Consider the following 24,992-nt stretch of genomic DNA (forward strand, 5'->3'; position numbering starts at 1 on the left):
TTAACGAAAAGGCCAGCGAATAGATAATACCATTTTAATAGCCAGTAATAGCCAAAATACAACTCCTTCGAGGTAGTGTTTACGAAGTTTATCCCGAGACCGTTTAAGGCGCATCTTGACGGCGCTCTCCGTAATCCCATTTATGTTAGCAATATCTCGAATGCTAATATCATCCTGATACTTCATGAGGAGCATAGCCTGCTCATCGGGTGGAAGTTGATGTAGCGCATGCTCAAGTTGACGCGCTTCCATCTCCGCCAATTCAGCTAAACCATCATCTGCACCTACATCTAACCGCTCCCAACCATCGTCCATATAGACTTCCCGACGCAGGTTATGTGATCGAAGTTGATCCGTGCAGTAATTATAAGTAATTGAATATAACCAAGTTGAAAATTTAGACTGTTCCCTGAACCCACTGAGTTTAACGACTAATTTCAAAAATATATCATGAGTCAGGTCTTCTGCCCGAGTCGGATCTTTTGTAAATGACAAACATTTCCTGTATACTTTATCACAGTAACGTTCATACAATCGCTCAAAATAGACGTTCCGCTGTGTTTCGACATATTGCCGAACCAACTCCTCGTCCGAAAAATGTTCCATTTTATACGGTGGTGGCTGTTAAGACCTGAAAGTTTAATAAAAGTAACTACCCCTAGAGACCAATATTAGGGAAAAGCTCGGTTACATATTAAATAAAGCAAAAGCTTCGCCAAACAGACGAACTCTACTTTAATTAGGTATGGTTTTCATCATTTTGGGCTGATTATCAACTACAAACAATTTAGATAGTAAGACCCAAATGTATTCTAATTGCAGTGACAAAACCTACTATACAATTACTTAAATCTCATTTTTTAAAGCATTTTTAACCTATGAAGCCCAATTTGATACTTATCAAATACTGACATTAGTTTTATAGCAGATGCTATTAAAATCATAGAAATCTAATTAAACTTGATCCATGTTTAATTTTAAGTGTGCTAATAAATATCACGGGTTACAAAAATATAATGAGAATAACATTGAGTAATTGATGGGTAAATCGGTATATGGTATAAATGAAAATACCCAGCTATTCAGCTGGGTATTTTCATTTATATTCCTTCAAATGATTAGCCAATAGCTACCCGTTTGAAAGCTGATACTGTTAAACCTTTGCTGGTTTTTTCTAACAGTTGCGCGATCGTCACCGAGCTATCTTTCACAAATTCCTGATTGAGCAGTGTATTGTCCTTGTAGAACTTGTTTAGCTTACCCATTGCAATCCGTTCGAGCATGGCTTCAGGTTTACCTTCCTGGCGAGCCTGTTCTTTGCCAATTTCGATTTCGCGTTCTACAACAGTAGCATCAACACCGTCCTTGTCCAAAGCAATGGGTTTCATAGCCGCAATCTGCATGGCAATATCCTTCCCAACTTCAGTAACGTCGGTGCCATTTGTATTGTTGAGGGCAACTAATACGCCAAGCTTACCATTTGAGTGGATGTACGAAACAACTTTATCTGCTGAAACAATTTCATACGAGGCCACGTCAATTTTCTCCCCGATTTTACCCATCAGATCCGTGATATGATCCTGTAATGAGCGACCATCTGCCTGAGGAGTAGCCAGCAATGCGGCCTTATCGGCAGCATCTGTTGAAACGGCGGTGCTCATAACAGCCATTGCCAGGTTTTGGAAATCGGCGACTTTTGATACCGGTTCTGTTTCGCAGGCTAATGCAATTACTTTGCCTGATGTGCCATCAGGACTAACATGGGCTAAAACAATACCTTCGGCTGTTGTATTATCAGCCCGCTTATCAGCTATTTTCTGACCTTGCTTACGCAGGATTTCTTTTGCTTTTTCAAAATCGCCATCGGCTTCGGTAAGGGCCTTTTTGCAGTCCATCATACCGGCTCCGGTCTCTTGCCGAAGTTTGTTTACGTCAGCAGCAGTGATTGCCATAATAAAAGGGTGTTTATGTAATTAAACGCCAAAAAAAAATTGGGTATAGTAAATTATAGTCTGAAATGGAATAGCCCATAGCGGCTGGCTACGGGCTATTTTTGAGTTATAAAACGATCCGCCGTAGCGGTTGTATAGTTACAGTGTTATGAAGTAGTAGTTAGTCTGAACCTTGATAACTCCATAACCATCTAACTCTATAACTCATTTATGCTTCCTGCTCATCGTCAGCCACGGCAACTGGTGCGGCTTCTGCTTCAGGTTGAGTTGCGCCTTCGGCACGAGCCTGAGCCAGGTCTTCGTTCCGCTTAGCTTCTTCTTCTTCCTGAACGCGTTGGTCGTCTTTGTCCTGTTTCCGCTCCATCAGGCCTTCTTCAATGGCCTTACCAATGGCAAGTGTAATCAGAGCAATTGACTTATAAGCATCATCATTGGCCGGAATTGCGAACTCTACGTCTTCTGGGTTCGAGTTCGTATCGCACATAGCAAATACGGGGATACCCAGGCGATGTGCTTCGGCAACAGCAATGTGTTCACGCTTAACGTCAACCACAAATAGAGCGGCTGGTAAACGAGTCAGGTCAGCAATACCACCCAATACGCGTTCCAGTTTCTCTTTATCGCGGGTGCGAGTCAAACGCTCACGCTTGGCAATACTCTTGACGGTCTCCTCGTCTTTCAGCATTTTGTCCAGCGTTTGCATTTTCTTCAGCGACTTACGAATTGTAGCGAAGTTCGTTAACATACCGCCCTGCCAGCGATCTGTAACGTAAGGCATTTTCAGGCGACGTGCTTCTTCCGAAACGATTTCCTGGGCCTGTTTCTTTGTAGCTACAAACATTACTTTCCGGCCCGAACGTACAATGCCTTTAATTGCATTGCAGGCTTCGTCAAGCGCAGCAACTGTTTTATTGAGGTCAATAATATGGATACCGTTCTTCTCCATGAAAATATATGGAGCCATCCGGGGATCCCACTTACGCGTAAGGTGGCCAAAGTGCACACCAGCGTCTAATAGATCTTTATATTCGATTTGTGCCATTTTCGTATTGAAAAATGAATGTTGTAAAAAATACGCAGCACCACCCGTCGGCATCATCTAAGGGCAGTCTGGACAAATGAGTAGTAAGTGGTAAGTTGTCAAGCCGTAAGTAACAATACCTACCACCGCAACTTGTTAACTTACTAACTGAATTAACGTTTCGAGAACTGGAACCGGCGACGGGCTTTTTTCCGACCTGGTTTCTTCCGTTCAACCATACGTGAATCCCGTGTCAGGAAGCCTTCTTTCTTGAGGGCTGGACGGAATTCAGCGTTCAGTTCGACTAACGCACGAGCAATCGCCATGCGGGTAGCTTCGGCCTGACCAGCCACACCACCACCACGAACGTTTACTTTTACGTCGTAGCCACCTACACCGTTAACGGTTGCAAATGGTTGGTTCAAAATGATTTGCAGGACTTCGGTAGGGAAATATTGTTTGTAATCTTTCCCGTTTACCGAGATGGCTCCGCTGCCCGCCGACATATAAATGCGGGAGATGGCAGTTTTACGGCGGCCAATGGTATTAATACGATCCATTATGACTTAGAATTTAACTGCTGTTGGTTGCTGAGCCTCGTGCGGGTGTTGGCCACCAGCATAAACGTACAGGTTGGTGTACAACCGACGACCAAGCCGGTTTTTCGGTAACATACCTTTTACAGCATGCTCGATGATGCGCTCGGGATGTTTTTCGAGCAGCAACCGGGGCGTTGCGAACCGTTGACCGCCGGGGTAACCCGTGTGGCGAACGTAAATTTTGTCGGTCATCTTAGCACCCGTCAGGCGCACCTTATCGGCGTTGATGACAATCACGTTATCTCCGCAGTCAACGTGTGGAGTGAAGTTGGTTTTGTGTTTGCCGCGAATCAGGCGTGCGATTTGGCTGGCCAGCCGACCGAGCACTTCACCCTGAGCGTCAACCACAACCCAATCCTTCTGCACCGTTTCTTTGTTGGCAGAGATGGTTTTGTAACTGAGCGTATTCACTGTTATGGAGACTAATTGTTTGATTTATAATTGCTTACCCACAAAAAATATGGGCCCGTTCTGAAACGGGAGTGCAAATATAGGTGGTATGAGTCTGAAAAACAAGGGTATGCAAAGAATTCCTTATCGCAGCTTTAGCGTTACCAATGCCAGAACGGCCAGCATGATACCGACAATCCAGAAACGCGTTACGAGTTTGGCTTCGTGATAGCCTTTCTTCTGAAAGTGATGGTGCAGGGGTGACATCAGGAAAATTCGCCTACCCTCGCCGTATTTACGCTTTGTATACTTGAAATAACTGACCTGCATAATTACGGACACAAGCTCAACCAGGAAGATTCCGCAGATAATCGGAATCATTAATTCCTTACGGATGGCTAAAAATAAAACCGCGATAACTCCACCGAGCATTAAACTGCCCGTATCGCCCATGAATACTTGAGCAGGATAGGAATTATACCATAAAAATCCGACGCAGGCACCCACAAAAGCAGCACAGAAAATCACCAGCTCACCGGCATTCGGGATGTACATAATGTTGAGGTACTGCGAGAAAACTTTATTTCCTGATAAATAAGCTAATACCCCGATAGTCAGGCCGATAATAACAGAGGTGCCTGCTGCTAATCCGTCAATACCGTCGGTAATGTTTGCTCCATTTGAAACCGCTGTAATGATAAAAATACAGATTAGTACGTAGACAATCCAGGTGTAGCTATCTGGTAAAAAACCAAATAGAAGCGAACTATAATCGAATTCGTTGTTTTTAACAAACGGTACAGTCGTTAGGGTAGATTTAATGTCGGTATAGATATCGGGTACGTTCGACGTGCTGAGGAGACGGGGTGCGTATTTGCGTATTTTAACGTACTGATTAAAGGATAGGGTAAGGCCAACAATTAGCCCTAAACCGACCTGCCCTACGACCTTGAACTTGCCCTGTAAACCTTCTTTGTTCTTTTTGAAAACTTTAATGTAGTCATCCAGAAAACCAATCATGCCAGTCCAGACGGTAGAGACGAGCGCCAGGACAACATAGACGTTGGAAAGTTTCGCAAATAGCAAAGCTGGGATTAAGAGTGAGGCTAGAATAATAAAGCCGCCCATAGTTGGCGTACCTCGCTTTTGCATCTGTCCTTCCAGGCCAAGATCGCGAATAGATTCGCCAATTTGTAACCCACGCAGTATATCAATAATACGTCGACCAAAAATTGCTGCAATAAGCAGCGAGGTTATAACCGCGCCGAGTGCACGAAATGAAATATATTGGAAAACCCCCGCACCAGGGAAGTTGTAGCGTTCGTCAAGAAACTGGAAGAGGTAATAGAGCATAGGTGATTAATGAGTGAATGAATGAATGAGAAAATGAGTGAATAAAGTCGTAGAAACTATTCGCTCATTCTCTCATTCATTCATTCACAATTATACATGTGCCAAAGTTACTGATTTCCGCGTTCTGCGAAAGTGTCCCTCAGGACAGTCCGGTCGTCAAAGTCGTATTTGACTCCTTTAATTTCCTGGTAGGTTTCGTGGCCTTTGCCCGCTACTAGAATAATGTCATATGGATGAGCGAGTGAAACCGCTTTACGTATAGCCTCTTGCCGATCTTCAATGGTTTGCGTTTTTTTTGCATCTACCGGAGGAACACCAGCCTGCATTTGCTCCAAAATAGCCATCGGGTCTTCGTTGCGGGGATTATCGGAAGTTAGAATAATGCGGTTACTGAACTTACAGGCGATTCCAGCCATAATCGGGCGCTTGGCTGCATCCCGGTTTCCACCACAACCCACAATAGTAATAATCTGTGGAAGGCGACCCTGCTCATCCGTATGGCGCAACTCGGTGATCGTTTCCAATACGTTCTGTAGCGCATCGGGCGTATGGGCATAATCGACAATTCCGACAATGTTATCATCTGAAACAACCTGCTCAAAACGACCTTGTGGCGGAGTAATACCCGACAGTAAGGTTAATACTTCTGTAGGCTCCTCGCCAAGTAATGCAGCTGTACCATAAACACTTAGCAGATTATAGGCATTAAAGCGACCGATAAGTTTAAACCAGACTTCGCGATCATCGACCAGCATATGTAAGCCAAATAGACTATCGGCTATAATTTTACCTTTAAAGGTGGCTAGTGTTTGTAACGAGTAACTTTCTTTACGAGCAGCTGTGTTCTGAAGCATCACCAACCCCCGCTTATCGTCAACATTGGTTAGAGCAAAGGCCGACGAAGGAAGCTGGTCAAAGAACCCTTTTTTCGCCCGAATGTAATTATCGAAGGTTCCGTGAAAGTCAAGATGGTCGTGAGTGATGTTCGTGAAAATGCCACCTACGAAGGTTAAACCGGCAATTCGCTCCTGCACAACGGCATGTGAACTAACTTCCATGAAGACGTGCGTACAGCCATGAGCACGCATCTTCACTAGTAGTTGATTTGTAGTGATGGCGTCTGGCGTGGTGTGCGTAGCTGGAATAACCTCATCATCAATCTGGTTCTGAACTGTCGATAGCAGGCCACACCGGTAACCCAACCCGCGAAACAGTCGGAAGAGTAAGGTGGCAACAGATGTTTTACCGTTAGTACCGGTTACACCTACGAGTTTGATTTTTTGGGAGGGATGTTCGTAGAAATTTGCCGCAGCTAATCCCATCGCCCGGGCCGAATTCTGCACCGATACAAAGGCCACTGATGGATTAACTTCTGAAGGGAATTCTTCGCACAGGATAGCTGCTGCTCCCTGGCGAATAGCCGTTTCAATAAATTCATGACCATCAACAACGGTTCCACGAATGGCAATAAACAAACTGCCGGGTCCGACTCTGCGCGAGTCCATCGTCAAGTTTGTGATCTCTGTATTCATGCTGCCCGACGTTGCTAGCAGCGGAATTTTATAAAAGAGGTCTTTGAGTTGCATACAGATATAACGAGCAGCACGTTCGTTTGGCGTCTGCAAAAAAACGGCTTGAGTGCGGGACTACCTAATTTGCTCGAAAAGTACTGTGACTAAAAAATGGCTGAATACTAGCCCAACGTCAGCGTTATAGACTTTCCTGCCGTTTTTTCGATGCCTATTCCCGGCGAAACAGACTGGTCTTTAACCTTACCCCGACCTTCAACTGATACCCGGAAACCCCGATTTTCAAGTAGGAACAGCGCATCACGTAGCGTTAGTCCACGTACGTCAGGTACCTGATCAGTACGAGTTGGGCGCGATTTCCAGCGTCCGCCCGATGTTGATTCTACCCAACCTTCAGTGGAAGGTTCGTTGGTAATATTCAGTGTTGAGCCGATGGTGTGCAGATCGTCGGCATACCCTGCTATTATACCTGTTGTTGAGCCGGGTTGTGATGTACGACTCCGGATAGGGGCATGTATTCGATAATCATAAGCCACAATTCGGTCGGCGACAGTTTTGAATACGGGCGCAGCGACAGCACCGGCATACAACAAATCAATATTGTCTCCCTGTGGGCTGTCGACAACTGTAATCATGCTGTATTTAGGATTATCGGCAGGGAAGTAGCCAATAAATGAAGTATAGTATTTACCTACCTGATATTTACCATTCACGATTTTCTGAGCAGTACCCGTCTTTCCGGCAATGGCGTAATAAGGGTTGTTAATATGCTTAGCTGTACCATGTTCAACCACTCCGCGCAGTAGTTGTTGCGCTTTCCGAATCGTTGCTGGTGAGCATATTGGTTCTGGTGCTATATAAGGTTTGTTATCTTCAATGATCTCGTTTGCAAGCTTGATCTGCTTGACAATAACGGGGCGTACCCAATGACCGTCATTGGCTACTGCGTTGTAAAACGCCAGCATTTGCAGGGGTGTAATCTGCATTTCGTAACCGTATGACATTGAGGTGAGCGATACCTTGCTCCAGCCTTTCATATCAGGGTTACGCACAACAGGTATTGCTTCACCTTTCATGTGAATACCTGTTGGTTTCGTTAGATGAAACTGCCGTAGATATTGACAATATAAATCGGGCCTTCGATAGAAATAGCTGCGCATAAGCAGGTGAGTACCAACATTTGACGATTTCTCAAATACCTGTCGGGCTGTAATCGTTCCATGTCCTGCCCGGCTGGCGTCGTGAATGCCCAGTCCATTGTAAGTGGCAGAACCGTTTCCTGTGGCTACCATCTGGTCGAGCGAAATGGCCTTTTCCTCCATTAAAGCCATCATGGTAGCTAATTTGAAGGTTGAGCCAGGGTCGGTACGATCTGCCAGAGCGTGGTTGAAGTTTTCGACATAACCATCGCCCTGTTTCGTAAGGTTGGCCATGGCCCGAATTTCGCCGGTAGCTACCTCCATGACAATAACACAACCTTTAGCGGCATTGTATTTTTCCAAAGCTGAGCGCAGGGCCGATTCGGCCATATCCTGATAATTGACGTCGATCGTTGTGTAGAGATCCATGCCGGGCTCAGGCGTCATGTCGGGGCCATCTTCAACGGGTTTTCGAATTCCACCCGATAATACTTCCACTAGACCCACGGCATTTTTACCCGCCAGAGCGGGTTGAAAACTAGCTTCCAGGCCAATCAGACCTCGATTGGTTTTAGCATTAAGATTCCCAATGGTACGTTCGGCCATTTGGCCATAGGGATGATATCGTTCGTAATAAGGACGTAGAACACCACCACGGGCAGCAACCTTGGCAGATGATCTGAAAAAAGGCCATTTAAGCATTTCCTGCCGTTCCTTAAACGTCACTCGTCGACGATTCAGTAAGAGGTACCGGCGCTTATGGTTGCGAGCAGCAACAATATCTTCTCTATAGTCGTTGGCCGAACGATCTCGATAAATTCTGGATAGCAAAAGAGCCAGCGAATCTATTTTTTTAGCAAAATATTCAGGTTTTGCCATTGTTGGATCGAGCCCGACGACATAGGTGGGCAGCGACGTTGCCAGCAGGCTTCCATCATTAGCGTAGATGTTACCACGCATGGCTGGAATCGTGTCGCGCCGGATCAGTGTTTCTTCTACACGAGAGCTATAGAACCGACCTTTTAAGTCCTTCTTGAAGTACTGAACAGATACAAGGCGTACAACAATGCATAAGGCAAGGGCAATAACGACATAGAAGATGTGATTGGCCCGCTGAATAATATCCTGCTTAATGTTCATCTGACTTGACGACGATTTTATGGGGTGGTGTTTGGCTATCCGCTAAACCAAGTCCTACAACACGTTTACTGATTTCAGATTGTTTGCCGCTTTTATTGAAATCTGCCTGCAACACAGTGAACTGCGAGCGCAATTCATCGACCTGTGTTTTGGTGCGCTGAATGCGTCGAACCAATCGTTCTGCGTTGTGATTCAGTCCAATATAGAGTATGAGTAAAAACGTGACCCACAAAATGCGGTCAATATGCTGAATGGGCCAGGCATTATCTTCGCCGAAAAGTCTGTCCAGACCAATGGCATCATTGAGCCAGGATGCCAGTTTGAGTTTGCGCCGTTGCTGCTTTTGTTTAGCAACTCGTTCGGGCTGACGGAAGGTATTTTTAGCCATGGCTGGGTTAGGACACGATGGTAGTACAAATAAACAAAAACATCGTTGCCTAACCGATACCCAATTTTTCTTTCACTAGAAAATTACTCTTTCCAGCGCCATTCGTTGGCAATCTGCAAAGGAGTTCGTAAGCCCTGTGTTACCAGGTAATCACGGGTTTGCGTATCGGTCTGTCGTTTTGTTGGAATTGCGTCGGCGTCGGCTAGGGCATATAATAACATAGTCGAATAGCGAACCGTATTTTTTAGTTGGTCGGCATTGACGAGGTTCATTCGATCGCAATTAGCATGATAGCAATCGAGTACTTCCCGGGCGAGATGACCGTTCATACCCACCACCGGAACACCTTCGAGCATAAACGGCTGATGGTCGGAGTGAAGGCCTGCCTGATTCTGCATCTGATTGGCAAACACCGGTTCAATTTGTTTCATAGTTTCGCCAACTGCATTTAGAAAAGGAACCATATCCGTACGACCAAACGCATTCATACCATTAGGGTCGTTGGTCATATCCAGGTTCATCATATAGCGAACCTGATCTAGCTGCCCGGATTTCTTTAATTTCTCGACCATTGCCTTCGAACCCAGCAGTCCTTGTTCCTCGCCCATAAAAAGAACAAATTCAATGGTGCGCTTTGGTTTCAATTTCAGAGCTTTAAAAGTTCGGGCAATGTCCATGACTGCAAATGACCCAATGCCATTGTCGATGGCTCCAGTAGCCAGATCCCACGAATCCAGATGTCCGCCAACAATGATTTTCTCTTCGGGGTATTTCGAGCCTTTTAAGGTAGCCACTACGTTACGAGCCCGAATCTTGCGACTGGTGTTCGTCATGTTAATCTGGGCATGAAGCGGGCCACGTTCATCCTGCATCCAGGATCTCAGCGCTTCTCCGCTTTCGTACGATATGCAGACCGATGGGACAGAAATTAATTTTCCGGTTACAGAGGCTGTACCCGTGAGCAACACATTACCGGGTACCAGATTAACCATTATAACGCCTGATGCTCCATATTGAATGGCAAGCGCAGTTTTTTCAGAGCGATGGAGGTTTCGGGCTCCTTTGGTTGGCGCGGCTAAGCCAATATTGACTAGGGCAACTTTGCCTTTCAATTTTCCCTTTAAGGCGGCAAAGTCACCTTCAAGGCCATTGCCTACATCAACAATCTCTCCTCGTACATGGGCTTCTACGGGCGAGTGTGCCAGTGATACTACTGGTACTTCCCGGAAATTGTCACTTTTGTTGGGTACAACTGAGAGTGTTACCGTATCACGCATCCAGGCTTCTACCTCAAAAGGCTCGTAGCGAACTTCTTTAAAGCCATAAGAGGACAATAAATCGAATGCATACGCTTCGGCCCGTGTGCCGTTTGGACTGCCTGTTAGCCGGTGACCAACCTGCTGAGAAGCGTTGGTGAGCGTTTCGTAGGCACGGCTGTGTTCACTTACCTCCTTATTAATACGGGTAAAGGCTTTCTGAAAAGAAAGTTTGTCGGGGTAAAAAGCAGTTAGCGCACCGGCAGTACCGATACAGAACAGCACGAGCCTAAATTGGGGCACGTAAAATGTCCGAGCCATGGGTGGTAGAATTCTTTGCTAAAGATACAAAAAAGGCAACTGATTTCGATGCTGAATGATTAGACGCACTAACCCGTGAAAGCGTTCGGTCAAATTGAGAAAAAAGTAAAAGATTTACGCAAATGGCGCTATTTGAGATTTATATTCTACTAAATAGGAACTTATAATTCGCTATTAGTCAACATAAATAGAAAATATTGCTCTATTGACTGCTATTAGTTTAGCCGACCTGTTGATGCTTCATTGGTTTTAGCTGAACGGTTAATCGTCCGGCAAGCCATTCAGGGTTAAGCCCTACTACGTCAAAAACGCGATCCCAGCTTCGTTCGAAACAATGCGCAGCATCAGGGAAAGATACTGATACATCTAATGCCCGCTTATAGAACGATACTGGTTTTTGCCGCAAAAGGTTGCGGTGAATGACAAATTGTGCCCCTAGTACGAAGGTATATGTCAATGGGCCACCGGTATCAAACAGGGCATAGTGAAATCCACGTAGATCAAGTCCGCGTCCGTCTTCGTTTTTACTCCAGGGCTGAAAAAGTCGGTGTCCCTGATCATCGTCTGTATCAATAAGATGGCCGAGCCAATGAAACTGTTTTTCTTCTAAAGTCAAAGGATCTGCAACTATGTCACGCAACGTTTTCTTGAAATTGTAAGCATGATCGAAAGGCTTACCCTGGCAGAAAATTGTCCACTCAGCTAACGAATCATATCGATTGACGATGTGATGTAGATACGTATGGGCTTCCCGCCCAACATTAGGTAATGGAATAACGGTATGTTCTAAGGAATGATCTGGTCCTTTGCTATAGATCGTTTTTTGCAAACCAGCAGGTACGTTCCGGAGCCAGTTCAGGTTTTCGGTATAATGGGCGACGACAAGCTCGGGCATGACTTTTAACACAAAGGCGCAAGGGAAATCGCAAAGGTCGCAAAGAATTAATGGTTTACGACCTTTGCGCTGGATCGACGGAACGGTTGAAGAAAATCCTATTTTTACAGCCAATCTTTTGAAACAAACTGAAACGACGTCCTCGTATGAAACGGACTTGTCTTCTATTCATAAATTTACTCACGCTATATAGCATGACTCAGGCACAGAATCCGGCGGTAAATCCGCCCAAAGCGGCTATCAAACCGAAAGAGTTGATTACAAACGGGCATAAACGGATTGATAATTATTATTACCTCAACGAACGCGAGAATCCAGAGGTTATCAAATACTTAAACGCCGAAAATACTTACCTCGACCAAGTGCTGGCTCCCGTGAAGGACTTGCAGACTAAGTTGTTTGAGGAAATGAAAGGGCGCATCAAACAACAGGACGAATCTGTGCCCTATAAAGAAGGTGCTTACTACTACTACACTCGATTTATAACAGGGGGCGAATATCCTATTTACTGCCGCAAGAAAGGTTCGTTGCAAGGCACTGAGGAAATTATGTTCGATGGGAACGCTATGGCGAAAGGACATAATTATTATCAGTTGGGTGGATACGAAGTGTCAGACAATGATGAACTGGCCATTTTTGCGGAAGACACTGTCAGTCGTCGACTGTATACGTTGCGAGTCAAAAATCTGAAAACGGGTAAACTCTATCCCGAAGCCATCCCCAATACCGAAGCGGGCAGCTTTGCCTGGGCAACGGATAATAAGACGCTCTTTTACATCAAAAAAGACCCACAAACGCTACTTGGTTATCAGGTGTATCGGCATGTGCTCGGTACCGATTCGAAGGCCGATGTGCTGGTTTATGAAGAGAAAGACAATCAGTTCTACATGGATCTGGGTCGCTCGAAATCAAAGAAGTACATTACCATTGGTTCTGATCATAACGGTGTTTCAACCGAATATCGCTTACTGGAAGCCAGTAAACCGACTGGTGAGTTTAGTGTGTTTTTCCCTCGCGAAAAAGGACATGAGTACGATATTGTCCATTATAAAGACAAGTTTTACGTCCGTACAAACTGGAAAGCGGAAAACTTCCGACTGATGGAAGTGCCCGAAGGCAAAACCACTGACCGTGCTGCCTGGAAAGAAGTGATCGCTCACCGCCCTGATGTGTATCTGGCCAATATGGATGTGTTTGCCAATCATCTTGTTCTCGGTGAGCGTAAGGCAGGGTTAACAAATATTCGGGTCATTAATCAACACACAAAAGCCGATGAGTACCTCGATTTCGGTGAACCGGCTTATGTAGCAGGCATCAGTTACAATCCCGATTTCAATACCAATATCCTTCGTTATAGTTATTCGTCGTTGACAACACCCAACTCGACCTTCGACTATAACATGGATACGAAGGAGAAAACGCTGAAGAAACAGCAGGAGGTATTGGGCGGCTTCGATAAGAATAATTACGTTTCAGAGCGCGTGTACGCTATTGCCCGGGATGGAGTAAAAGTGCCCGTTTCGCTGGTTTATCGGAAAGGGACGAAGAAGGATGGCACATCACCTTTGCTACAATATTCCTACGGCTCCTATGGTTACTCGACCGATCCCGGCTTCAGTTCGACGCGCCTGAGTTTGCTCGATCGGGGATTTATTTTCGCTATTGCGCACATCCGGGGTGGACAGGAAATGGGCCGTCGCTGGTATGAAGACGGCAAGATGCTAAAGAAGAAAAACACGTTTAACGACTTCGTGGATGTGTCGGAATACCTCATCAAAAACAAGTACACCAGTGCCGATAAACTCTTTGCCATGGGCGGTAGCGCGGGTGGTTTATTAATGGGCGCCATTATCAATCAGGCCCCACAACTTTACAGAGGTGTTGTGGCCGCCGTACCATTCGTGGACGTTGTTACGACGATGCTCGACGAAAGCATTCCGCTCACAACCGGTGAATTTGAGGAGTGGGGTAATCCAAAAAATAAGGAGTATTACGATTATATGCTGTCGTATTCTCCTTATGACAATGTTGAAAAGAAAGCCTATCCCAATCTGCTTGTCACGACGGGTTTGCACGATTCACAAGTGCAATATTGGGAACCTGCCAAGTGGGTTGCCAAGCTCCGAGCTTTGAAGACAGATACTAACCAGTTATTGCTTCATACCAATATGGAAGCTGGTCATGGTGGTGCATCAGGGCGTTTCCAGGCATTGAAAGAAATCGCATTGGAATATTCCTTTATATTAAATCTGGTAGGAGAGCGGCAGTAGCAGGATGAATGCACACTTAGTATAGACTACAGATTGTTATAATTGATATGATAGGTCAAAGCACCACTTAATCATATTGATCGTGAGAATCTGCGGTCTATTTTCTTTACAAAGTCAGTGTTTGCTATAATGACTTCTACAAAAACGCCTTTTCGCCAAGCTTACATATGGTTCCTATCCTTAGCCGCTGCTGGACTAATCATTGGTAGTTGCCAATCAGGCAATAACAATGCTGCGCTGAACAACCCGCTCATTGCTGAAGGGAAGCAGTTGGCGCAACAACATTGTGTTACTTGCCATCAACTGCCATTACCTGAACTACTGGATAAAGAAACATGGGTAAAACATGTTTTGCCGGCTATGGGGCGGAATTTAGGGCTGGAAGTCTACCCAGAGGGTCTCTATTACGCCGGACCTAAAGCGGCTATTTCATACAATAATTGGCAGAAATTAATTGCCTACTACCAAACCCTCGCTCCTGAAGTACTAAAACCCGCCGACAAGCCTGAGCCTGCTGTAGATGACTGGGCTATGTTTTTGCTGGCAAAACCACAGGTAGATACGTCCCAAACGGCCATGACTACCCTGGTTGCAATTGATACAATTGGGCACAAGTTATACTCAAGTGACGCGTTCCGAAGTGACGTAACTCGGTGGGATCAGCAGCTAAAGCCGACACTATTTAAACAGCTTCATTCGGCGGCTGTCGATGCCCGTTTTTTTCGTGACCCAACTGGTAATGAGCGCGGCTTGTTCACCACGTTAGGTACCATGCGGGCGGCTGATATCTCGAAAGGTGAGCTTATACTATTGCCGTTAACTGATCGGGGTAATGCCGATTCGATGGCAGTTGCTACGGAATTACCCCGACCCCTTCAATCAATAGCAGCCGATTTTAACAAAGATGGCTTGACGGATTGGGTAGTTTGTGGATTCGGGCATTTACAAGGTGGATTATATTGGTTGAAACAGCAAGCTAATCGCCAGTTTACGAAACTGCCCATTAAAGAGGTGCCCGGTGCTAGTCAGGCAGTTGTGCAGGATTTCAATGCCGATGGCTGGCCCGATCTGATGGTTTTATTTGCTCATGCGGACGAAGGAGTCTGGTTATTTCTGAATGACAAAAAGGGAGGATTTACAGAACGGAATCTGCTCCGATTTCCATCGGTTTATGGCTCTACCAGTTTTCAGTTAGTCGACTTTAATAAAGATGGACGCCTGGATATTTTATACACTTGTGGCGATAATAGCGATTATTCTAAAGTGTTAAAGCCATATCATGGCGTTTACATCTACCTCAATCATGGCGATTTTAAGTACAAACAAGCCTATTTCTACCCCATAAATGGCTGTACCAAAGCCGTCGCCACCGACTTTGATCAGGATGGTGATTTAGACATCGTGACGATTGCGTTCTTCGCTGATTTTAAAAATAATCCATCCGAAGGTTGCCTGATTTTTGAACAGCAAAAGCCGTTACAGTTTCGTCCACATGCTATGCCCATCAGTGCGTATGGGCGCTGGATTTGCATGGATGTGAACGACATTGATCAGGATGGTGACGCTGATATAGTACTGGGCAATTTTTCGAAGACGTTCATCATTCAGGAAGGATTGAAGCCAACCTGGGATACACATTTGCCGCTGATTGTCTTGAAGAATAAAACCCTTACTTCAACCACCCGCCCGTAAATCCCGCGCGTTTTAATCCTCGCTGAATATGTGGGTTACGCTTCATCAGGTTCCAAACGAAATTTGTTCGGGCGTTTTCGGCCATTAGCAAAATCGGACCCTGGTCGATGCCGAGGTAATCTATGTCGAACCATCCGTTGGTTGTAGAACCATTAGCGAATGCAGAAGGGTATCGATAGGTTGGATTAAAGGCATCCCGGAAACCATAGTTTCCATACAGTTTACGACCATATTTCATCTTCATAGCCTTTAATGCAGGTAGACAGATTTCAGGTGCGAAGGCCATTGAGCCACCTGCCGCTGTTGGGGCAATGGTTCCATCGTCCACTAATTGCTGAATGGCAGCTCCCCGCGCTCGATAGGAGAAGAAATTTCGACTGGCCACGGTCGTGTCTTTCGGGCCGTCGCAGGCCGTCAGCCCCCAGATGGTCGGGCCATAGTCTTGCCATTTAGCGGGATTTTCTACGCAGTAAGCTCGATTGGCGTAGGTAGCTCGACGCGAATTCTCGGCATAATCGATGCCTTTACTCTGCATGTATTTATCCTTAATGCCTCGGAAATCAATCCAGACATGAGAGTATTGGTGGCCAAATAGCGGATCGAAATTTACATGCGGTTGGCCTTGAAATGTCGCCCAATCGTAGCTTTTGGTCCAGGCTGGCCAAACGTCTTCGCCAACTGGGTGAGTGGGTGAACCTAAAGCCAATATGTAAAGTAACATGCCTTCGTTATACCCTTTCCAGTCGGCTGGAATAAAGCCTTTTTCGGGATGCCAGCCCATCGACACATAGGGCTTGCGAGCCTGAATCCACGTCCAGTCTACACGTTCATAAATCTGTTCAGCCAATTGTCGAATTTCGGTTTCAACAGGTGTACTCTTGTCGAAATAAGTCTGAGAACTTAAAATGCCCCCCAACAGCAGAGCCGTGTCAATCGTGGATAACTCGACTTGTTTGAATCGTTCTCCGGTTTTCATATCCAGAAAATGATAGAAAAAACCTTTGTAACCAGCTACACCCGTTGCTTTGTCTGACTGTGGAGCTTTTGCAAAAAAGCGAAGCGTTTGAAGCGTTCGTTCCGCGGCCTGGGCGCGGGTGATGTATCCACGCTCAATACCCACTAAGTATGAGGTAAGACCGAAACCCACAGCGGCAATACTGGCAAATGAGTTGGTTGGTGCACGGTCGGGTATTAGGCCATTTTCTGGATTCGTCGTATCCCAGAAATACCGAAACGTGTCGTGTTCCAGACTATCCAAAAACGCATTGTCTGTTGTCGTGAATCGATAAGCTGGTTTCGGTTGGGCAAAAGCAATGCTGAGGGTCAGGAAAAAGAAGAGGATTGTTTTCATGATAGATTTTATTGAACGCAGAGTCAGGCGAGTAAGCGCAGAGAAAACAGAGATTCCTCTGCGAACTCTGCGTTACCTCCTCTTTCTCTGCGTTTAAAATTCAGTTTAGATTTGGGCTTTGGAAACCTAAGCCTTTCATTCCCTTTTTGACTTCGGGGCAACTCATAAATAACTTCCAGAGCAGTTGTGAGCGCTGGTTCTCGATCATCACAATAATTGGCCCTTGGTCGATAGCTAAGTACGAATCGGCAAACCAGATGTTGGTCAAATTGAACGCATCCACAAAACCCTGGTCTTTCCAGATTTTATCGCCCAGTTTATAGTAGAAAAACCGGAGTGCCTGCATCGACTCGGTAGGTGTGTAAGGCATCGATGCCAGAGCAGCAGTTGGTGCAATTGTACCGTTGTCGTTTGTTGGATCACGGGCGGAATAACCGTCCTGTTGATCACTCGCAGTTAGTCCCCAGCAATCCTGACCGTAGCCAACATATTGCTTGGGATTGGTCTTACAATACGTGTAATTAATTTGCGAGTGCGCCGTATTTTGCTGCCAATAATCGGCGTAGGTATCCGTCAAGTCATGCGGATTGATACCTAAGAAAGAGTACTGCGAGAAGAATAACGGTCCACCATAAGCCGGGCCTAGGGGTAGTTTAATGCCGTAGTAGCTATTGCCATTGACCATTTTTCCGTTCTGCGCCCAGCTTATATCGTAAACGGTTTTAGGAATCGGGCTGGTGTTTGACGAAGCCGCTAGTACATACGTAATCAGAGCTTCGTTCCAACCGCGAATGGGCAGATTCATGTCCCAATTGTAGTTGGGCGACCAATGCCAGTACAGGTTGGTTTCGGTGCCGCTTTTGGTGAACCAATTCCATTCGACGCCATCCCAGAGCGCGTTGATCGTTTTCCGTAAGGCAATTTCATTCGCGTCCGTCGAACTATTAAAATACTGACGGGCTGTTAATAAGCCCTGCATCAGATACGACGTTTCGACTAGGTCGGCTCCATCGTCTTTAGCACTAAAAGGAACCGTTGCGCCCGTTGCCCCATTGAGCCAGTGTGGAAAGGCACCGTGGTATCGTTTCGCGTTGTTGGTCAGGAAATTCGTAATCGTTGTGAGTCGGGTTAATCCTTGTTGGCGAGTAATAAAATTCCGATTTACGCCAACGAGGATCGCCATAATACCGAAACCACTACCTCCCGAGGTGACTATGTCGCCCGATGAATTACGCTCTCGAGCCAAACCTGAAACTGGATGGCCAAAATCCCAGAAGTATTTAAACGTCTGTTTTTGAACAAGATCGAGTAAGAGCGAATCGCTGATGCGTGGGAATTTGTCGGTGTTATCGAGGGATGTTGTCAAGTTTACGTTTACCGTTGAGTTCAACACCGAGTTCCGGGCCGACGTTAGCGTTGGCTGTACCGTAAACTGATAGGCTGTAAGCGCGCTCAGCGAACTCTGGGGCGTTGCTGTTACAAGTGTATCGCCACTGGAAACGGTATAACTCAGTGGGACAGATACTCCCGTCGATTTCTGGGTGAGCTGAATAGCTTTTGAAACGGATTCTTTCTGAACGGGCGCCGAGAAGGATACGGTTATGACTGGATTCGCACCAACATTCTGAAAACTCATGCTGGTCGATGACTGCCCATTCACCTGAACCGAATGGTAGAAAAACGATTCTGGTGGCTCAACGTCCTGCGTTTTTTTGCAGGATAAACCAGTTGCTACCAGAAGCAGCACGATTAGTTTAGTCGTATTCATATCACTGTTTTTCAGAACGTTAGTAATAAGGGCTGTTTTCACAGAGAAAACAGCCCTTGATTTGGCAATTTTGACTTATCGTCCTGCTAGTTCGAGTTGATATAAGTAGCCAATGTCAGTTGCTGACAATGCATTATTATATACCCGAATTTCATCAATAAGACCTGTGTAGAGGCCCTGCCAGCTTTGAACTGCTGAATTTGTGTAGCCTACACCAGAGTTTGGCATGCTGCCTATAACTACCTGAGTAGGAGTCGACATAGTTAGATTTCCAACAGGAGTTACACCATCAGGTAAGGTCCTTTTTTGGAAATTTTTATTTGACACAGGTTGACCATTCGCGTATACGTCGAAAGTGGAGGCTGATCCATTGTAAACCATTACATAATGAACCCATTTATTAATCCCTTTGACAATCTGGAAATCAGTTCCTACGGTACCATAAGCATTAACATTGTCTACACCAACGCCATAGTTGCCATTCAAATACGTATGTGCGGCTCCATGGAGTTGTAAGGTGTCACTAGTGGCAGGGTGAGCGTTTGTCTCAACATACATATTAATTGGGCCCTGGTTCCAGTCTCCTTGTGCCGTTAGGGCTTGTGTTAGCGCAAAGACCGAAGAAACGGTCTTATTATTATTAGCTAGATTAATCCAGGCACTTACTGTTACACTTGGAAGCGCGCTAGTACTACTCAGTGCCGATATTGTGGGATAGACCAGATAGCCGGAACTTAGTTGAAGGGCCTGGCCTTTAACTCCCGTTCCGAACGAAGCATTACTGCTATTGGATGGAGCCGTTCCTGAAATTGCTTCGTTATTTGTACCATCGAATGTCCAGTGGGCTTTCAGATTGCTCGCTGCTACATCATTAGAAGTATTATAGCCTCCAATAGGAGGTAAAGCTGCCACATCGTCACTTTTTTTGCAGGCAGTGAACATTGTGCTCATTACCATACCGGCCATCACCCACGCTGAGATTTGTCTCGTTTTCATGATAAATTGGTTTAATTGTACTTGGAAATTGGGTTTGTATTGTAATCGAAAAATTCTTGTTGAGATTGTCATCTCTATTTTTTTTGTCATGCTGACGAAGGAAGCATCTTAATGTGCCCTTATTGACTATTAGAAGCCTTTAAGATGCTTCCTTCGTCAGCATGACAAAACCAAAATCAGTAACCAGGATTCTGATCCAGTTTACCTCCACTCAATTGTATTTGCAGACTCGGCACAGGCAATAATTCGTTTTTACCTGCGACGAAATTCTTTCCAGCAGCCTGCATCACCTGGGCTGCCCGACCTGTTCGGACTAGATCGAAAAATCGATCATGTTCCATCGCCAGTTCAATCCGGCGCTCGTTCCAGATAGCCGTACGCAGGTCGCCCTGAGCAGCAGCTTTGGTAGCAGCTAACCCGGCCCGGGTGCGTATTTGGTTCAGGTATGTAATGGCTGTTGCCGATTGCCCTAGTTCGTTATTGGCTTCGGCGTTCATCAACAACACATCCGCATAGCGCAACAGGCGAACGTTTTTCTGTTTTTTATCGCGGTTTCCCAGATAGGGTTCTATGCTTGGATTCTCACTGGCGTAAGCTTTGTAGTTGTAGTAGAGATTCTGTACCGAATCGGCACTGGGGATACGGAAACCATCATACAGTACTGTTCCAACGTGTTTACCACTATTGTCAATTGAGATAATGGTAGAGGCTTTACGCTTATCACCCGTTTCATAAGCACTCACCAAATTCTGGCTTGGCGTATCGAAACCATAGCCTAAATCGGTCCAACCGCCTTTTCCGCCTACACGTGGACCTTGCCAGGTGCAATACCCACCCACAGCAATGTCGCCGTTATTGAAAGTGCCACTCTGGGTTTCAAAAATAGATTCACTATTGTTATCACCAACGTATCGCCAGATGGTCGTATAATCCGGTACAAGCGAATACTGCCCTGAATTAATCACCTCCTGCGTCAGTGCCTGTACTTGCTGCCAGTTTTTACGATACAGATAGGTTTTGGCCAGGAGTGACTGGGCCGCTCCTTTGTTCGTATGACCTACGCCAGCTTGTGCCCGTAGTGGTAAATTGGCAATGGCGTACTGGAGATCCTGCGTGATGACATTGTAGATCGTATCAATCGGAGCCCTTGTTTGAAAAGCTGGATCAGTATTCGCATCCTGGGCATCTTTTGGTACCCGAACGACTTTGGGTACTTTACCAAAAAAACGAACTAAATTGAAGTAGTAGTACCCACGAATAAATCGGACTTCGCCAACAAGTTGTTTTTTAGTTGCTGCATCGATTGAGGCTGTTTCCAAAGCGGCCAGTGCTTGATTTGCTCGGGAAATACCGCTGTAATAGCCATTCCATAAAGCCGCTACGAAGTTGTTGGTTGGCGTAGTCGCAAAGTTGTCAATATCCTTCAGGCTTGGCTGATCACTATCAAAGCTGCCTTTATCAGCATCATCGGAAATAATATTGGTAGCTGCAATGAAGCTGATACCGTGGACATCGCCCCCGTCCCCACCAAAAGCCTCACTATTATACAGGCTGTTATATACGCCCGTGACTAAGTTGATAGCGAGGTTGGGGTCAGTAGATGTAGTCGCCTGACCTTGCACAGGGACGTCCAGAAAACTTTTCTGACAGGAGGCTGTCAGTAATAAGGCTGCAAAGCCGGTGCTTATATAAAGAAATGTAGTGCGTTTCATGTCTGTCGAGTCGGTTAAAAGCCAATGTTTAGCCCAGCTACAAGGGTACTGGGAGTGGGATAGGCGTTTAATTCAATTCCCTGGGTAGTTGGGCTACCTGTCGTTACGATACCGGCGCTACTGGTTGTGTTAAAGCCGGGTAATTCTGCGGTGAAGCCGCTGTATTTTTTGAGCGTGAATAAATTCTGCCCTGTTACAAAGACGCGCACATTGCTGGCACCTATTTTTTTCAGCACAGCATCGGGTACGCGATAACCCAGTGTCAGGTTGTTGATCCGCGCGAAATTGCCTGATTCAATAAAGTAAGTAGAAGGAGGGAGGTTGCCGCTGTTGGCAGCTGGCTCGGTTTGGATACCGCTGCCTGCCGACCAGCGCTTGTATGCAACCGACTTTTCGACGTTATCCAGTGCGCTTTGGCGGAACGCTCGTTTACCGTTATAAATCTGGTTGCCTACGTTGCCGTAGAAATCAACACTGAGGTCGAAGCTTTTATAGGTTAAGCCCAGATTTAGGCCGAAATACGCCTTCGGTTGGTACGACCCGGCAAATACCCGGTCGTTATCGTCGATCTTGCCGTCGCCGTTGGTATCCTGATATTTGAAATCACCGGCATTAGCCGAAGGCTGAATGACCTGACCCGCTGCATTTTTGTAGTTCGCTATTTCGTCGGAATTTTGGAAAACGCCCAGTACCTGCAATACATAAAAGCTGCCTACAGGTTGACCATTATCAGTTCGAGTCGTGTATTGCTGGTTAGCCCCAATACCCCCGTCAAGAATGGGCTGGCCGCCGTTCAGACCAATAACTTTGTTCTGATTCAAGGTGGCATTACCACCAATACGGTAGGAGAGATCATTCGTGATTTTGCCCCGCCAGTTCAGCGTAAATTCAAATCCCTGATTCTGAATCGAAGCCGCGTTTGTTAGTACTACGCCATCCGCATCACCAGCTACGGACGGTACCTTGACATTGATCAACAGATCTCTGGATTTCTTGTTGTAGTAGTTGACTTCGCCGGTGAGTTTGCCATTCAATGCTGTGAATTCAACGCCGAGATCAGCTTCTTCTGTCGTTTCCCACTTCACATTTGGGTCTTTAATCTGGGTAATGGCGTTGCCAGGAGTGGCGATGCCACCGCCAAATGGATAGGCCAGATTGGGCGCTACTGTCACAGTATAAGCATCGGTTGGAATCCGGTCGTTACCCACTTTGCCCCAACTGGCTCGCACTTTAAGCATGTCGAACACCTGCTGACTAGCCATGAAACTTTCATTGGTAATGACCCAGCCAGCACCCACCGATGGGAAATAACCCCACCGATTCTGGGCTGGGAAGCGGGATGATCCATCGGCCCGAATCGTTGCCGTGAACAAATATTTGTCGTTGTAATTGTAATTAACCCGGCCGATGTACGAATTCCGGTTGTATTGATCACCTGACCCATCGTTGGTTGATGTATTGGCGTTGCCGGTGTTGATGTACCACAGATTTTGCGCGGCTGGAACATCTTTACGGAAGGCGGTGAAGCTGGTGAGTGTATACTTTTCAGCCGTTGTACCAACCAGCACGGTCAATGCATGTTTATCAAACTTCTTATTGAACGTGATCAGGTTATCCCAGGTCCAGTGAAAAGTTCGGGTATTAATGAACTTCAGGTTACTGTTGGGATTTCGCTGATTACCACCGGGGTTGATAAAAGTAGTCGTATCGTTGTTGAACTGATAGTTATACTCGCGGGTATTCAGATTGACCCAGTCGCCACCGATATTGGTGCGGTAGGTGATCCAGTCAACAGGTTTGATTTCGAGATAGGCCGATCCTAACAACCGGTTGTCGGTTGCGTGGTTGTTATTCTTCTCAATGTCCATCAATGGATTCCCGACGTTCTGGTAAACGGACGTATTGCCATATTTGCCATTCTCCTTCGACTGAATGAGTGGTGCCGCCCGATAGGCATCATTATATGCCGTTCCGAGATTAGCAATCTGATTATCGCCATTGGCATAGGAAGCTGATATCCCTACTTTGACATACTTATTGAAGGTGAAATCGTTGTTGGCTCGGATCGAAAACCGTTTGTATTGATTGTCGATCACAAGTCCTTGGTCGGTATAATAACCAGCACTTAGGAAGTAGGTCGATTTGTCGGTACCCCCATTTATAGAGATCCCGTGGTTTTGTTGAAAGCCGTTTCGCAGAATCTGTTTGTACCAGTCGGTAGATGTAGTGCCTGGACTAACAATGTTGCCTGTGGCCGCACTAACGTAGTTGGCATATTCGGTTGAGTTGGCCATCGGGACTAAATACGAAGGCATTCGAAAGCCCGCATTGCCCGAATAATTCACAGTCATTTTACCAACCGTGCCGCGTTTGGTTGTAATGATCACAACTCCATTTGCTCCACGTGAGCCATAAATGGCAGTTGCTGATGCATCTTTCAAGACGTCTACATTCACGATATCAGCCGTATTGATATTCGAAATGTCATCGGTCAATACGCCATCGACAACAAACAAAGCCGCTGTACCACCCAATGCACTCCCTGTTCCCCGAATCCGAACTACGGGTGAGCTACCGGGTTGCCCACTGCTGATGATCTGTACCCCAGCTGCTTTGCCTTGTAATGCCTGCGTAGCTGTCAATACGGGTTGCTTGATTAGTTCGTCTCCTTTGATTGTTACGGTTGCTCCTGTGACATCCGATTTACGTTGCGTCCCATAACCAACGACAACTACTTCGTTCAATGATTTGGTGTCTTCTACTAAAGGGACATTGATTGTTGTTCTGCCACCAATAACGATTTCTATTTTCTGATAACCGATGCTGGAAAAAACCAATGTTGCATTATCATCGGCCTGAATTGTGTAGGAGCCTGTTCCATCTGTAACAGTGCCGGTTGTGGTTCCTTTTACCTGTACTGTAACACCAGGTAAGCCTACACTTGACGTGCCATCTGTTACTTTACCTGTTATACGAATTGGGGGTTGCCCCGCTAAAGCAGGGTGAAAAAATAGCATGACAAGCAAGCCAATAAGCAGGACTGCCCGCCTTCTTGGTTGCTGGTGGAGCGAGATGTTTTCCATAAAAAATCTTAGTTGAGCTGTTATTACTACAACATGCATTCTCAGCCATTGCGAGCGCTACTGTGTCTGTAACAAAAAATAGCACGAACTTTCTTATATTTTTTTGCACAAAAGTATGGTTACCTTAACTTGCCTCC

18 protein-coding genes are annotated in these 24,992 nt (G+C 46.0%); 2 read left to right on the plus strand and 16 right to left on the minus strand.

Translation table 11 applies throughout. The annotated features are described in order from the left end of the window. The 11 genes from GO755_RS34200 to GO755_RS34250 all read right to left on the minus strand — a co-directional run bounded on the left by GO755_RS34200 (position 1) and on the right by GO755_RS34250 (position 11,983). A complete protein-coding gene (locus tag GO755_RS34200) occupies positions 1 to 606 on the minus strand; it encodes an RNA polymerase sigma factor (RefSeq protein ID WP_157589938.1) in 606 nt (201 codons plus the stop codon). A gap of 512 nt (positions 607 to 1,118) precedes the next feature. Further along, entirely contained in the window at positions 1,119 to 1,952 is an 834-nt protein-coding gene (gene tsf, locus GO755_RS34205; RefSeq protein ID WP_157589939.1) for a translation elongation factor Ts, read from the minus strand. 208 nt (positions 1,953 to 2,160) lie between these two features. Then, complete coding sequence (gene rpsB, locus GO755_RS34210; protein ID WP_157589940.1) at positions 2,161 to 2,994, minus strand: 30S ribosomal protein S2; 834 nt, start codon at positions 2,992 to 2,994, stop codon at positions 2,161 to 2,163. Between the two features lie 152 nt (positions 2,995 to 3,146). Beyond that, positions 3,147 to 3,533 (minus strand): 30S ribosomal protein S9, encoded by a 387-nt coding sequence (rpsI, locus tag GO755_RS34215; protein WP_093825819.1) that lies wholly within the window; start codon positions 3,531 to 3,533, stop codon positions 3,147 to 3,149. A 6-nt stretch (positions 3,534 to 3,539) separates the two neighbouring features. After that, on the minus strand, positions 3,540 to 3,983 hold the full coding sequence (gene rplM / locus GO755_RS34220; protein ID WP_317166015.1) for a 50S ribosomal protein L13: 444 nt from the start codon (positions 3,981 to 3,983) through the stop codon (positions 3,540 to 3,542). A gap of 123 nt (positions 3,984 to 4,106) precedes the next feature. Further along, positions 4,107 to 5,315: a phospho-N-acetylmuramoyl-pentapeptide-transferase gene (gene mraY / locus GO755_RS34225; protein WP_157589941.1), complete on the minus strand. Its 1,209-nt coding sequence runs from the start codon at positions 5,313 to 5,315 to the stop codon at positions 4,107 to 4,109. Positions 5,316 to 5,422: 107 nt separating this feature from the next. Further along, on the minus strand, positions 5,423 to 6,901 hold the full coding sequence (locus GO755_RS34230; protein ID WP_157589942.1) for a UDP-N-acetylmuramoyl-L-alanyl-D-glutamate--2,6-diaminopimelate ligase: 1,479 nt from the start codon (positions 6,899 to 6,901) through the stop codon (positions 5,423 to 5,425). Between the two features lie 107 nt (positions 6,902 to 7,008). After that, entirely contained in the window at positions 7,009 to 9,123 is a 2,115-nt protein-coding gene (locus tag GO755_RS34235) for a penicillin-binding protein (protein ID WP_157589943.1), read from the minus strand. Then, positions 9,113 to 9,511: an FtsL-like putative cell division protein gene (locus GO755_RS34240; protein ID WP_157589944.1), complete on the minus strand. Its 399-nt coding sequence runs from the start codon at positions 9,509 to 9,511 to the stop codon at positions 9,113 to 9,115. Before GO755_RS34240 ends, GO755_RS34235 begins: the two co-directional genes overlap by 11 nt. Positions 9,512 to 9,594: 83 nt before the next feature. Beyond that, positions 9,595 to 11,088 (minus strand): M20/M25/M40 family metallo-hydrolase, encoded by a 1,494-nt coding sequence (locus GO755_RS34245; RefSeq protein WP_157589945.1) that lies wholly within the window; start codon positions 11,086 to 11,088, stop codon positions 9,595 to 9,597. A gap of 220 nt (positions 11,089 to 11,308) precedes the next feature. Then, a complete protein-coding gene (locus GO755_RS34250; RefSeq protein WP_157589946.1) occupies positions 11,309 to 11,983 on the minus strand; it encodes a DUF3431 domain-containing protein in 675 nt (224 codons plus the stop codon). Between the two features lie 194 nt (positions 11,984 to 12,177). On the opposite strand from GO755_RS34250, the gene GO755_RS34255 reads away from it, so the two are divergent. Further along, on the plus strand, positions 12,178 to 14,253 hold the full coding sequence (locus GO755_RS34255) for a S9 family peptidase (RefSeq protein ID WP_227687192.1): 2,076 nt from the start codon (positions 12,178 to 12,180) through the stop codon (positions 14,251 to 14,253). Positions 14,254 to 14,382: 129 nt separating this feature from the next. Beyond that, positions 14,383 to 15,945 (plus strand): FG-GAP repeat domain-containing protein, encoded by a 1,563-nt coding sequence (locus GO755_RS34260; RefSeq protein WP_157589948.1) that lies wholly within the window; start codon positions 14,383 to 14,385, stop codon positions 15,943 to 15,945. On the opposite strand, the gene GO755_RS34265 is transcribed toward GO755_RS34260, so the two are convergent. The 5 genes from GO755_RS34265 to GO755_RS34285 all read right to left on the minus strand — a co-directional run bounded on the left by GO755_RS34265 (position 15,923) and on the right by GO755_RS34285 (position 24,855). After that, the gene (locus GO755_RS34265) at positions 15,923 to 17,296 is read right to left on the minus strand and encodes a glucoamylase family protein (RefSeq protein WP_157589949.1); all 1,374 of its coding nucleotides are present in this window, start codon (positions 17,294 to 17,296) and stop codon (positions 15,923 to 15,925) included. The two genes, GO755_RS34260 and GO755_RS34265, sit on opposite strands and share 23 nt — an antisense overlap. Before the next feature lie 100 nt (positions 17,297 to 17,396). Next, a complete protein-coding gene (locus GO755_RS34270; protein ID WP_157589950.1) occupies positions 17,397 to 19,064 on the minus strand; it encodes a glucoamylase family protein in 1,668 nt (555 codons plus the stop codon). Positions 19,065 to 19,139: 75 nt separating this feature from the next. Further along, positions 19,140 to 20,060: a LamG-like jellyroll fold domain-containing protein gene (locus GO755_RS34275; protein WP_198175014.1), complete on the minus strand. Its 921-nt coding sequence runs from the start codon at positions 20,058 to 20,060 to the stop codon at positions 19,140 to 19,142. A gap of 176 nt (positions 20,061 to 20,236) precedes the next feature. Then, complete coding sequence (locus GO755_RS34280; RefSeq protein ID WP_157589952.1) at positions 20,237 to 21,772, minus strand: RagB/SusD family nutrient uptake outer membrane protein; 1,536 nt, start codon at positions 21,770 to 21,772, stop codon at positions 20,237 to 20,239. Between the two features lie 14 nt (positions 21,773 to 21,786). Next, positions 21,787 to 24,855 (minus strand): SusC/RagA family TonB-linked outer membrane protein, encoded by a 3,069-nt coding sequence (locus GO755_RS34285; RefSeq protein ID WP_227687193.1) that lies wholly within the window; start codon positions 24,853 to 24,855, stop codon positions 21,787 to 21,789. Positions 24,856 to 24,992 lie beyond the last annotated feature (137 nt).

Source organism: Spirosoma arboris, assembly GCF_009754945.1.
GTDB lineage: Bacteria > Bacteroidota > Bacteroidia > Cytophagales > Spirosomataceae > Spirosoma > Spirosoma arboris.

Bases quoted from the DNA above. Each gene is read 5' to 3' on its own strand.
- GO755_RS34200 (WP_157589938.1), bottom strand. From the start codon at position 606: ATGGAACATTTTTCGGACGAGGAGTTGGTTCGGCAATATGTCGAAACA.
- tsf (WP_157589939.1), bottom strand. From the start codon at position 1,952: ATGGCAATCACTGCTGCTGACGTAAACAAACTTCGGCAAGAGACCGGA.
- rpsB (WP_157589940.1), bottom strand. From the start codon at position 2,994: ATGGCACAAATCGAATATAAAGATCTATTAGACGCTGGTGTGCACTTT.
- rpsI (WP_093825819.1), bottom strand. From the start codon at position 3,533: ATGGATCGTATTAATACCATTGGCCGCCGTAAAACTGCCATCTCCCGC.
- mraY (WP_157589941.1), bottom strand. From the start codon at position 5,315: ATGCTCTATTACCTCTTCCAGTTTCTTGACGAACGCTACAACTTCCCT.
- GO755_RS34230 (WP_157589942.1), bottom strand. From the start codon at position 6,901: ATGCAACTCAAAGACCTCTTTTATAAAATTCCGCTGCTAGCAACGTCG.
- GO755_RS34235 (WP_157589943.1), bottom strand. From the start codon at position 9,123: ATGAACATTAAGCAGGATATTATTCAGCGGGCCAATCACATCTTCTAT.
- GO755_RS34240 (WP_157589944.1), bottom strand. From the start codon at position 9,511: ATGGCTAAAAATACCTTCCGTCAGCCCGAACGAGTTGCTAAACAAAAG.
- GO755_RS34245 (WP_157589945.1), bottom strand. From the start codon at position 11,088: ATGGCTCGGACATTTTACGTGCCCCAATTTAGGCTCGTGCTGTTCTGT.
- GO755_RS34250 (WP_157589946.1), bottom strand. From the start codon at position 11,983: ATGCCCGAGCTTGTCGTCGCCCATTATACCGAAAACCTGAACTGGCTC.
- GO755_RS34255 (WP_227687192.1), top strand. From the start codon at position 12,178: ATGACTCAGGCACAGAATCCGGCGGTAAATCCGCCCAAAGCGGCTATC.
- GO755_RS34260 (WP_157589948.1), top strand. From the start codon at position 14,383: ATGACTTCTACAAAAACGCCTTTTCGCCAAGCTTACATATGGTTCCTA.
- GO755_RS34265 (WP_157589949.1), bottom strand. From the start codon at position 17,296: ATGAAAACAATCCTCTTCTTTTTCCTGACCCTCAGCATTGCTTTTGCC.
- GO755_RS34270 (WP_157589950.1), bottom strand. From the start codon at position 19,064: ATGAATACGACTAAACTAATCGTGCTGCTTCTGGTAGCAACTGGTTTA.
- GO755_RS34275 (WP_198175014.1), bottom strand. From the start codon at position 20,060: ATGAAAACGAGACAAATCTCAGCGTGGGTGATGGCCGGTATGGTAATG.
- GO755_RS34280 (WP_157589952.1), bottom strand. From the start codon at position 21,772: ATGAAACGCACTACATTTCTTTATATAAGCACCGGCTTTGCAGCCTTA.
- GO755_RS34285 (WP_227687193.1), bottom strand. From the start codon at position 24,855: ATGGAAAACATCTCGCTCCACCAGCAACCAAGAAGGCGGGCAGTCCTG.